This window comes from Acinetobacter sp. UBA2063 (assembly GCF_002333245.1).
Taxonomy (GTDB): Bacteria; Pseudomonadota; Gammaproteobacteria; order Pseudomonadales; family Moraxellaceae; genus Acinetobacter; species Acinetobacter parvus.
Map to the genome: position 1 here is coordinate 1 of NZ_DDAH01000090.1, position 10,534 is coordinate 10,534.

The 10,534-nt window shown below is 45.6% G+C and carries 8 protein-coding genes and 1 pseudogene; 6 read left to right on the plus strand and 3 right to left on the minus strand.

Annotated elements, in window-relative coordinates; translation table 11 throughout:
- Nucleotides 1-120 precede the first annotated feature (120 nt).
- The 3 genes and pseudogenes from B4H32_RS03765 to B4H32_RS03775 all read right to left on the minus strand — a co-directional run.
- Nucleotides 121-204, minus strand: a pseudogene (locus B4H32_RS03765) (type II toxin-antitoxin system RelE/ParE family toxin); the annotation flags it as partial.
- A 112-nt stretch (nucleotides 205-316) separates the two neighbouring features.
- On the minus strand, nucleotides 317-1,237 hold the full coding sequence (locus B4H32_RS03770) for a response regulator (protein WP_286800050.1): 921 nt from the start codon (nucleotides 1,235-1,237) through the stop codon (nucleotides 317-319).
- Nucleotides 1,238-1,250: 13 nt separating this feature from the next.
- Entirely contained in the window at nucleotides 1,251-4,706 is a 3,456-nt protein-coding gene (locus tag B4H32_RS03775) for a hybrid sensor histidine kinase/response regulator (RefSeq protein ID WP_286800056.1), read from the minus strand.
- A 204-nt stretch (nucleotides 4,707-4,910) separates the two neighbouring features.
- Between B4H32_RS03775 and urtA the strand changes: the two genes are divergently transcribed.
- The 6 genes from urtA to B4H32_RS03805 form a co-directional block, all read left to right on the plus strand.
- Entirely contained in the window at nucleotides 4,911-6,149 is a 1,239-nt protein-coding gene (gene urtA / locus B4H32_RS03780) for an urea ABC transporter substrate-binding protein (RefSeq protein WP_153569770.1), read from the plus strand.
- A gap of 82 nt (nucleotides 6,150-6,231) precedes the next feature.
- The gene (urtB, locus tag B4H32_RS03785) at nucleotides 6,232-7,152 is read left to right on the plus strand and encodes an urea ABC transporter permease subunit UrtB (protein ID WP_286800059.1); all 921 of its coding nucleotides are present in this window, start codon (nucleotides 6,232-6,234) and stop codon (nucleotides 7,150-7,152) included.
- A gap of 18 nt (nucleotides 7,153-7,170) precedes the next feature.
- The gene (gene urtC / locus B4H32_RS03790; protein ID WP_002032120.1) at nucleotides 7,171-8,334 is read left to right on the plus strand and encodes an urea ABC transporter permease subunit UrtC; all 1,164 of its coding nucleotides are present in this window, start codon (nucleotides 7,171-7,173) and stop codon (nucleotides 8,332-8,334) included.
- Nucleotides 8,331-9,089 carry an urea ABC transporter ATP-binding protein UrtD gene (gene urtD, locus B4H32_RS03795; RefSeq protein ID WP_001045039.1) on the plus strand — a complete coding sequence of 253 codons (759 nt, stop codon included), beginning with the start codon at nucleotides 8,331-8,333 and terminating at the stop codon, nucleotides 9,087-9,089. The genes urtC and urtD overlap by 4 nt, the downstream gene beginning before the upstream one ends.
- A gap of 10 nt (nucleotides 9,090-9,099) precedes the next feature.
- Nucleotides 9,100-9,798, plus strand: coding sequence for an urea ABC transporter ATP-binding subunit UrtE (gene urtE, locus B4H32_RS03800; RefSeq protein ID WP_004756673.1), 699 nt, complete (start codon nucleotides 9,100-9,102; stop codon nucleotides 9,796-9,798).
- 232 nt (nucleotides 9,799-10,030) lie between these two features.
- Nucleotides 10,031-10,534: nitrilase-related carbon-nitrogen hydrolase (locus B4H32_RS03805; protein ID WP_286800072.1), on the plus strand; the 504-nt coding region annotated here is incomplete at its 3' end.

Below are 10,534 nucleotides of genomic sequence, written 5' to 3' on the forward strand. Positions count from 1 at the left end.
ACACAGTGCACTGGGTTATGTGTCGCCTTTTGAGTTTGAAGCAATGTACTATGATAAAATTAATCTGTTAGGTCAGGTGGCCTAACTTAAATAAAAAGTCTCCGACAAACCCGGTACGGTTCAATTAGGATGTCCTGACAGCTTGTTTTTGGGAATGCGAGGATTCTCCAAAACCTTGATCAACTTCTTCTTCAATGGCTGCTTAAAATCATGATGAGTATGTATAGTTTACCAATTTAAAACCTCCTGTTTTTTCAGCACATATTAGTTAGGATGAGGTCGTAAATCCTCCAAAGATTCCTCTACTAAGGGAAAACTAAGCCACTGCCTGATTCTGACAAGCTGACATGACATGCAATACCGCAGCCGTCCGTGTTTCTACATAGAGCTTTTCAAAGACATGCTCAAGATGCTTGTTCACCGTCCGCGGGCTGAGTTGCAGGATCTCGGCAATATCCCGGTTGGTCTTCCCCATCGTGACCCAATGCATCACTTCTGCTTCACGCGGCGTCAGGTTTGGACAGGCCTGCGCGATTTCCTCTGTGCTCGGCATTTGGGTCTGCTCTTTCAACTGTACCAAAACATGTTTAGAGATATGGCCTGCATACAGTTTGGCGAGCAGGTTAAGTTGTAACTGCTGATGGCCATGACCATACTGACCATGAAGTAAGTGTGCTTGATCTGGCTGCTTGAGCAAGTCCTGTAGCCACTGATTTAAACTGGACTGAAAATGCTGTACATCCACCTGATGATTTTTCAGTAATTCACTGACGATTGGGGTCTGCCAGATAATTTCACCTTCCAGATTCAACGATAGAATCGCACTGCCGGTTGCATCCAGCATTTGTCGCTGCTGATGCATCAGACGCGCCTGCAATAAATGAGTTTTTACCCGCGCCCGAACTTCATCAATATTTAAAGGCTTGGTTACGTAATCTACCCCACCTGCCTGAAAGCCTTTAAGAATGTGCTCGGTTTCAGTCAGACCCGTCATAAAAATCACCGGGATATGTTCGGTTACTGGACTGGCCTTAAGCTGGGTGCAGGTTTCGAAGCCATCCATTTCCGGCATACTGCCATCGAGCAGGATCATGTCGGGTTGAATGCGATGCGCAATTTCAATTGCATCAAATCCATTGGTCGCCACAAGTACCTGATAGCCAGCCTGATCCAGGCTCTCATGCAATAGACTTAGATTTTCAGGTATATCATCCACAATCAAAATACTTTCCAACATGTCCACCTTACCCCTACTTCAGCACATCTGCATGCTCATGAAGTCGCTGAATTGCTCTTTTAAAATCAAATTGTTTTAAATCCTGCTCAATCTGATGCCATATATCGTTATATTGTTCAAAGTGCTGTCCACATTCATGCAGGACATCTTTTGCCCCCCGGATAAAACCAATACTTAAATACTGTTCCAACTGAATGACCACCTCTGCCACATTCAACAATGAAATGGATGGGTTCAATTCATTTTCGCTTTCAACCACTAGCGTGGAGATCTGTGCTTTCTGATCAGAAGGCTGTTCTTGTTCTGTCTGCTGCTCATGCTGATGAAGCCAGCTTAAGCCCAGCTTATCGCCAATCTTGTTTAATAATAAATTGAGATCGACCGGCTTTACTAAAAAGTCTTCACTCAATACATCCGTTTCCGGATTAATCATCCGCTCATTAGCATCTGCGGAAATAATAATAATCGGTACATTGGTGATTTTATTCTGGCGCAGCAATTTCGCCGTTTCCCAGCCGCCCAGTAAAGGCATACTTAAATCCATCAAAATCAGATCAGGATTAAATTCTGGAACCTGACGCAAACAGGCTAAACCTGATTCTGCCTCTTCTAAAATAAAACCTAAGGGTTTAAGAAAATTCAGAACCAGGCCACGGTCGGTCGCTTCATTATCAACCACCAGTATTTTACGGCGTTCTCCGCTATAACTGGTTACAGTATTAGAGGCAACGTCAGCGATCGGATGGATCAGGGATTTAGAAGGCAAATACAGTTTTATTTTAAAGACTGAACCCTGTTTTAACTGGCTACTCAGGGTCAGCTCGCCACCAAGAATATCGACCAGAAGCTTCACGATTGGCAGCCCTAAACCCGTGCCGGCAAAGCTGCCCTGTACTACATTACGGCCACGTTCAAAAGGCTGGAAGATCCGCTCAACATCCGACTCAGCAATCCCACAACCGGTATCCTGAATTTCAAAATAAGCAGTCTGAAAACGGTAATCGACCTTAAATTTGACTCCCCCCTCCAGGGTAAATTTCAAAGCATTACCCAAAAGATTAATCAGTATCTGTTCCAGACGTTTTTTATCAATACGGACATACTGTGGAATCTTGCTACTGATCTCCACATCAAACTTCAGCTGCTTTTGGGCAAACTGTGGCTCGAATATATGCACGATCTGTTTAAGAAATTTTGGCAGGTCGATATTGGAATTTTCCAAAGAAATCTTACCAGTTTCAATCCGTGCCAAATCCAGCAGACCATCAATTAGAGAAGTCAGATGCTGACCGCTCCGGCTAATCACGCCCAGGGCAGATTCGCCCTGTTCAGACAGTTTTTCCTGTTTCTGCAGTAGCTGGCTATAACCGAGAATACTGTTCAACGGTGTTCGTAATTCATGACTGATGCCAATCACATAGCGGCTTTTGGCTTCATTGGCCTTTTCAGCCTGAATGCGGGCATCCTGCAACTGGCGATCGGTAACTTTATGCGCTTCAATCTCATCCATCAGCAGTTGAGTCTGGGTATTACTTTCCAGCTGTGCCTGACGTCGACTTTCATCATTCAGCACTAACCACCAGGCGGCTACACACAGTAGCAGGAACAGTACGGCATAGATTTTGACGAACAGCATTGTCAGCGCATCCTGCTGCTGTGACAAAGCACCCAGGCTGGCAGACTCCTGTAAATAAATCAGGCTCAGACTAACTGCCAACACCACGCCCAAGACAAAAATCAGCAGGATATACAGACTTAAGCGGGTATTAATATGTTGTACCCAGTATTTCGGCAGGAACCAGGCTGCAAAAACTCTTAGCTGTGAAGACCAGCGTGCATGCGGCTTACACAGATCATGACAACGTGCTTCAAGCGTGCAGCACAGAGAACAGATCTGACTGCTATAGGCTGGACAACTGGCCATGTCTGCAGTTTCATAATCATGCTCACAGACTACACAGGTTTGGGTTTCGACCAGTTCCAGCTCAGGCTTTTCTTGACGTGCCAAGTAGTATTTACCTTTGGTAAACCAGGCAATTAGCGGTACACATAACATCGCCGTACCGAGTGCGATAAAGCCGGCCAAGGACCGGGCAATCTCTCCAAAAACTCCCCAGTAACACAGCATGGATAAGACCGATGCAATGATCAGGCTACCGACTCCAACCGGATTAATGTCATATAAATAGGCCCGTCGAAATTCAATTCCTTTTGGACTCAGTCCCAGTGGTTTACAGATCACCAGATCCGCAACAATGGCACCGATCCAAGCAAGGGCCACATTACTGTATAAGCCAAGCACACGCTCCACCGCATGGATTACCCCAAGTTCCATCAACAGCAAAGCGATAAAGATATTGAATACCAGCCAGACTACGCGCCCTGGATGGCTATGCGTCAGACGCGCAAAAAAGTTCGACCAAGCCAATGACCCTGCATAGGCATTGGTAACATTAATCTTGATCTGAGCGATGCAGACAAATAGAACAGTCAGAAATAAAGCGATGCCGGGATGATTGACCACCTGTTGATAGGCAATCCAGTACAGATAATTGGGGTTACTCAGTTCGGAATCGGCAACCAGATACTGCATTGCCAGCGCCATAAGTAGCATACCCATGAATATCTTGATAAATCCGCCTAGAATCCAAGCTGGTCCACCTAAAAAGACTGCCCAATTCCATTTACGCTGAATATGTTTTTTATCGGGTAAAAACCGCAGATAATCCGCCTGTTCTCCGATCTGGGTGATCAAGGCAAAGAGCACCGTGCAGGATGCACCAAAAAAAGACAGATTAAAGGCAGCGCTCTGGCTTTTTGCGCCCTCAATCAATGCAAGATTGCTGATCAAATCAGGTTGCTTCACCAACACAAAGCACCATGGTAATAAAAGCAGAAATAACCAGAGTGGTTGGGTGATTGCCTGCACCTTATTGATGAAGCCAATACCTTTGACCACCAATGGCAAAATCACCAGTGCTGAAATCAGGTAGCCAATACTCAGAGGTATCCCTAAGCCTAGCTCCAATGCCAGCGCCATGATGGCGGCTTCAAAGGCGAGAAAGATAAAGGTGAAACTGGCATAAATGACCGAGGTAATGGAGGAGCCAATATAGCCAAATCCGGCACCACGGGTCAGTAAATCAATATCGACATTATAACGGGCAGCATAATAACCAATCGGCCAGCTGGTCAGGAAAATGATAATCGCCACAACCACCAGTGCCCAGAAAGCATTACTGAAACCGTATTGCCAGAGCATGGTTGCTCCAAGTGCCTCCATTGCCAGGAAACTGACGGCTGCAAGCGCCGTATTGGTCACTGTCCATAGTGACCATTTCCGGACGGATTTAGGCGCATAGCGCAGGGCGTAATCCTCAATACTTTCATCGACCACCCAGGTATTGTATTTACGCCGGGTATGAATGACGCGCTGCGGTGCCTGACTGGTATTCGCTGTTGGGTCCATACAGATCAAATCAAGCTAAATATCTGCTCTTAAAAGCAATAACTATGCCCAGCCTATCAGTATCTAAAAATAATCCGACTGAATGCTATATACGTAAAGTGACGTATATGCTCATTTTTTAACTCCCCTTAGGCTTAGTTCCATACCAAGCGCAAACCAATGATTAAGCGCATCAGCACATCTAATTCTATAGGGGAACCCGACATGAGCTTGAAATCAAAAGTGAAGACATCTGGATTAATGGCAGGTTTACTTGCTGTTCCATTCCTGCTGGCACCAGCACTGACCAATGCCAGCGTACCTGCAACAGCAAAGGTCAATACCACCAAACTTAAAGTCGATGACAAGTTTGTGTATGTAGGGCAGCTACATTCAGCAACCGGTACCATGGCAATTTCTGAAACCGGTTCGATTCAGGCAGAACGTCTGGCCATTGAACAGATCAATAAACAGGGCGGTGTTCTCGGTCGACAAATCAAAATTATTCAGGAAGATGGTGCTTCTGACTGGCCAACCTTTGCAGAAAAAGCACGTAAACTGTCTGAAAAAGACCGTGTTGCTGCAATTTTCGGTTGCTGGACTTCAGCCTCTCGTAAAGCCGTATTGCCGATTATTGAACGCAACAACTCTCTACTTTATTACCCAACCTTCTATGAAGGCTTAGAACAATCTAAAAACGTGATCTACACCGGTCAGGAAGCAACTCAACAGGTACTTGAAGCACTGAACTGGCTGGCAAAAGAGAAAAAAGCCAAAACCTTCTATCTGATTGGCTCTGATTATATCTGGCCGCGTACCACCATGAAAATTGCCCGTACCCACATCGAGAAAGTACTGAAAGGTAAAGTGGTTGGCGAAGAATATTATCCTCTGGGCCACACTCAATTCGGCTCTCTCATCAACAAAACCAAACTGCGTAAACCAGATGCCATCTTTGCAGCAGTTGTGGGTGGTTCGAACGTATCCTTCTACAAACAAATGAAAGCTGCGGGCGTAACAGGCGACAAACAGACACTGCTTACCCTTTCAGTGACTGAAGATGAATTGCTGGGGATTGGCGGCGAAAACATGAAGGGCTTCTACTCTTCAATGAAATATTTCCAAAGCCTAAATAACCCCAATAATGCTGCATTCGTAAAAGCCTTTAAAGCGAAATATGGCCCTAAAGCGGTGGTAGGTGATGTAACACAAGCCGCTTACCTAGGTCCATGGTTATGGAAAGCAGCAGTTGAAAAAGCCGGTAGCTTCGATGTCGCGAAAGTGACTGCAGCATCTAAAGGCCTAGAAATGAAAAACGCTCCTGAAGGCTATGTGAAAATTGACCCGAATCACCATTTATGGAGCAAATCACGTATTGGTCAAGTGCAACCAAATGGTCAGTTCAAGGTTGTTTACGAGTCTAAAGGTCTAATCAAACCAAACCCATTCCCTAAAGGTTACTGAGTTAACAGCCACATGATCAGGGGAAACCATTCTCCTGATCTTTTTATTCCACACAATTTTTTAAAGCTTGGAGGATGATGCGATGGATCTATCATTTGCAGAATTCGGTGCAATATTTGCCATGCAAGGCTTTAATGGTCTCTCTGTGTTCTGTGTGCTGTTATTGATGGCGCTCGGCCTTGCAATTATCTTTGGGCAAATGGGCGTAATTAACATGGCACATGGGGAGTTTCTGACCATTGGTGCATATACGACATTTTTCATTTCCACACTGACTGAAAGTTTTTTCCCTCAACTCCTACCTTACTATTTCCTGATTGCAATCATTGCAGCCTTCCTCACAGCAGGCATTATCGGTTACATGGTGGAACGGCTCATGATCAGCCGGCTCTATCAACGGCCACTCGATACACTTCTTGCAACATGGGGCTTGAGCCTCATCATGCAGCAGTTGTTCCGTTCTATTTTCGGCCCTAAGGAAGTCAGCCCGACTTTACCTGACTGGTTAATGGGTTCTTATCAACCGACGGAAGCCATCGATATTCCTATCAATGGTCTGTTCCTGGTGGGCGTTACCCTCTGTGTTACTGCATTTGTCTACTTTCTGATTTACCGTTCACGCTGGGGTTTACAGCTTCGTGCAACCAACCAGAACCGCTTTATGAGTGGTGCTGTCGGGATCAATACCAAACGTGTTGATAGCTTAACCTTTGCCTTGGGTTGTGGGCTTGCAGGTATTGCGGGTGCAGCCTTCACAACCATCGGTTCTACTGGTCCTACAGCCGGTTCGCTGTATATCGTCGATACATTCTTAGTAGTGGTCTTCGGCGGCGCTGCAAGCTTGCTTGGCACCATTGCCTCCGCATTCAGTATCGCGCAAGCACAATCTATTCTGGAATTCTTCCTTTCTGGTTCTGTCGCTAAAGTCCTGACACTGGCTACAGTCATTATTATCCTGATGCTGCGTCCTCAGGGTCTCTTCTCAATCAAAGTACGTAAGTAGGGATTCAGGAGAGATATTATGAAGAATCTAATGAATGCCTTTTTAGGCGGTAAAGAAGGTGCGATTGGTCTGGTGATTCTTGCTGTACTGATCCTGCTAGTCATGCCAATGTTCCTGGATATTTTCCGTCTGAATCTGATGGGTAAATATTTGACTTTTGCTTTTGTCGCAATCGGCCTGGTTCTGTGCTGGGGACACGGTGGTATCTTAAGTTTAGGTCAAGGGATTTTCTTTGGCATTGGCGGCTACTGCATGGCCATGTTCCTGAAACTTGAAGCTTCAGACATGCAATCTACAGCAGCGCAAACCACGCCAGGAATTCCAGACTTTATGGACTGGAACCAGATCACCAGCTTGCCAGGCTTTTGGGAACCTTTCCATAGCTTCGGGTTTACTTTGTTTGCCATCATCATCATTCCAATCTTGCTTGCCTTCATCATCGGTTTCGCGATGTTTACCCGTCGTGTCGGTGATGTGTACTTCTCGATCATCATGCAAGCCATTGTAGCGATCCTGACCATTCTGATTATTGGTCAACAAGGTTTCACTGGCGGCATTAACGGGATTACAGACCTGAAAACCCTGCATGGCTGGGATATCCGTACCGATGAAGCCAAATATGTCCTGTACTACATCAATGCCCTGCTGCTCATTGCAGTGATCATGATCAGCCGTTTTGTCCTCAGTTCTAAACTCGGACGTCTACTTTCTGCGATGCGTGACAAAGAAGAACGTGTACGTTTCTCTGGCTATGACGTGGCCATGTACAAAGTATTCATTTTCTGTTTCGCAGCTGTGGTGTCATCTATTGGTGGTGCGATGTTTACCCTGCAAGTCGGCTTCATGTCACCAACGATTATCGGCATCGTACCTTCGATTGAAATGGTCATTTTAGCTGCAGTCGGTGGTCGTCTGTCACTGATTGGGGCAGTGTATGGTGCTGTTCTGGTGAATCTGGGTAAAACTTACTTCTCTGAAGCCTTTCCTGAAGTATGGTTGTATTTCCTCGGTGCATTGTTCATCGGTGTAGTCATGTTCTTACCGAATGGCTTAGCGGGTCTGTATGAAAAATATGTCCGTCCATTGTTCCTGAAAAAGAAACCGATCGACAGCACTTCGCCACCGCCAAGTAGTGATCCGGATAAAACGATCAATCCAATTGTAGAAGGAGGCGTGAAATGAATAAAGTCGGCGTAGAAATGAATAAACCGGTGCTGGTCATTGAAGATCTCACCGTGTCCTTCGACGGTTTCAAGGCAGTCAGTGATCTCAACTTCTATCTGGATAAAAACGAAGTCCATGTGGTGATCGGTCCCAATGGAGCCGGCAAAACCACAGTGCTGGATCTGATCTGTGGCAAAACCAAAGCAACTTCAGGTACGATCAAGTTTAATGATATTGAACTGACCAAACTGAAAGAGTTCAATATTGTCCGTAAAGGGGTTGGGCGTAAATTCCAGAACCCGAATATTTATGAAAATCTGTCAGTCTATGACAACCTGGAAATGTCCTTCCCGCGTGGCCGTAATGTCTTTGGTGCGCTGTTCTTCAGACGCACCAAAGATGTCGATGAGCGTATTCGTGAAGTTGCTGGCAAGATTTTCCTGACTGATCTGCTGGATACCTCCGCCGGTCTGCTCTCTCATGGCCAGAAGCAGTGGCTGGAAATTGGCATGTTACTCATGCAAGACCCAGAGCTGCTCATGCTGGATGAACCTGTCGCAGGGATGAGTGTGTCAGAGCGTGAGCAGACGGCGCAACTGTTGCGGGAGATTAGCAAAGGACGTTCTGTGCTGGTGATTGAACATGACATGGAATTTGTCAAAACCATTGCGGACAAAGTCACGGTACTGCACCAGGGTAAAATTCTGGCAGCAGGCAAAATGGACGATGTGCAAAATGATCCGAAAGTGATTGAAGTTTATCTGGGACACTAAGGAGACCACTATGAGCGGATTATTAGAAATTAATGCTTTGTGTTCAGGATATAAACAAAGTCAGGTGATTCACGACCTGGAACTGAAGATCCAGCCGAAGGAAATTGTAGCGATCATGGGCCGTAACGGCATGGGTAAAACCACCCTGTTCAAAACCCTAATCGGCGATATTAAAAATACTAAAGGTGAAATCAAGCTGGATGGCAAAAATCTGGAAAAACTGGATCCTTACCAGCGCGTAGAAAATGGTGTGGCTTATGTGCCGCAGGGCCGGATGATTTTCTCCACCATGTCCGTACTGGAAAATATCCAGACCGGTTTACCGGCTTCTGCGCACGGCAAAGTCCCGGATGACCTGTATGAGCTGTTTCCTGTACTTTGGGATATGCGCAAACGTAAAGGTGGAAACTTATCGGGTGGACAACAACAGCAATTAGCAATTGCCCGTGCTTTAGCGACTAACCCTAAAGTACTGCTGCTGGATGAACCGACGGAAGGGATTCAGCCCTCTATCATCAAGGACATTGCCAGAACTCTGAAAGAAATCCGTGACCAGCGTGATCTGACCATTGTGGTCTCTGAACAGGTGCTGAGTTTCACCATGGCGATGGCCGATCGCTTCCTGGTGATCGACAAGGGTCGCTTTGCTTATGAAAATGTCCGTGAAAATGTCGATGAGACCACCATCAGTAAGTATCTTTCTGTTTAATATTGCTGGTTTAATCTGGCTATAATTCCCCCCCGATTCGTCGGGGATTTTTAATATCTATTTCACTTAATATCCCAGAATTGTATTTAAATATTTTATTTGATTATTCACATTTAAAAATTTCTTCCAGTCTACGCATCCATATACGCAATTCAACGTATTTTGCTGCAACGTATTTCACGCGACACTCGAATCATAAAGTTGAATCGATAAAAGAGTTGGAGAAATTTGAATGCGTCACGGTGATATCTCAAGCAGCCCAGATACAGTAGGTGTAGCAGTTGTAAACTACAAAATTCCTCGTCTGCACAACAAAGCAGAAGTAATTGATAACGCGTATAAAATTGCTGAAATGTTGAAAGGAATTAAACAGGGTATTCCAGGTATGGACCTGATTGTTTTTCCTGAATACAGCACCATGGGCATTATGTACGACCATGACGAGATGATGGCAACCGCTGCCACCATTCCAGGCGATGAAACCGCGATTTTCTCGCAAGCCTGTATTGAAGCCAACGTCTGGGGCGTGTTCTCAATTACCGGTGAACAACATGAGGAACATCCAAACAAGGTGCCATATAACACCTTGATCCTGATCAATAACAAGGGCGAAATCGTTCAGAAATACCGCAAGATTATCCCATGGTGCCCGATTGAAGGCTGGTGCCCAGGTGATACCACTTATGTGACTGAAGGACCGAAGGGCATCAAGATGTCACTGATCATCTGTGATGAC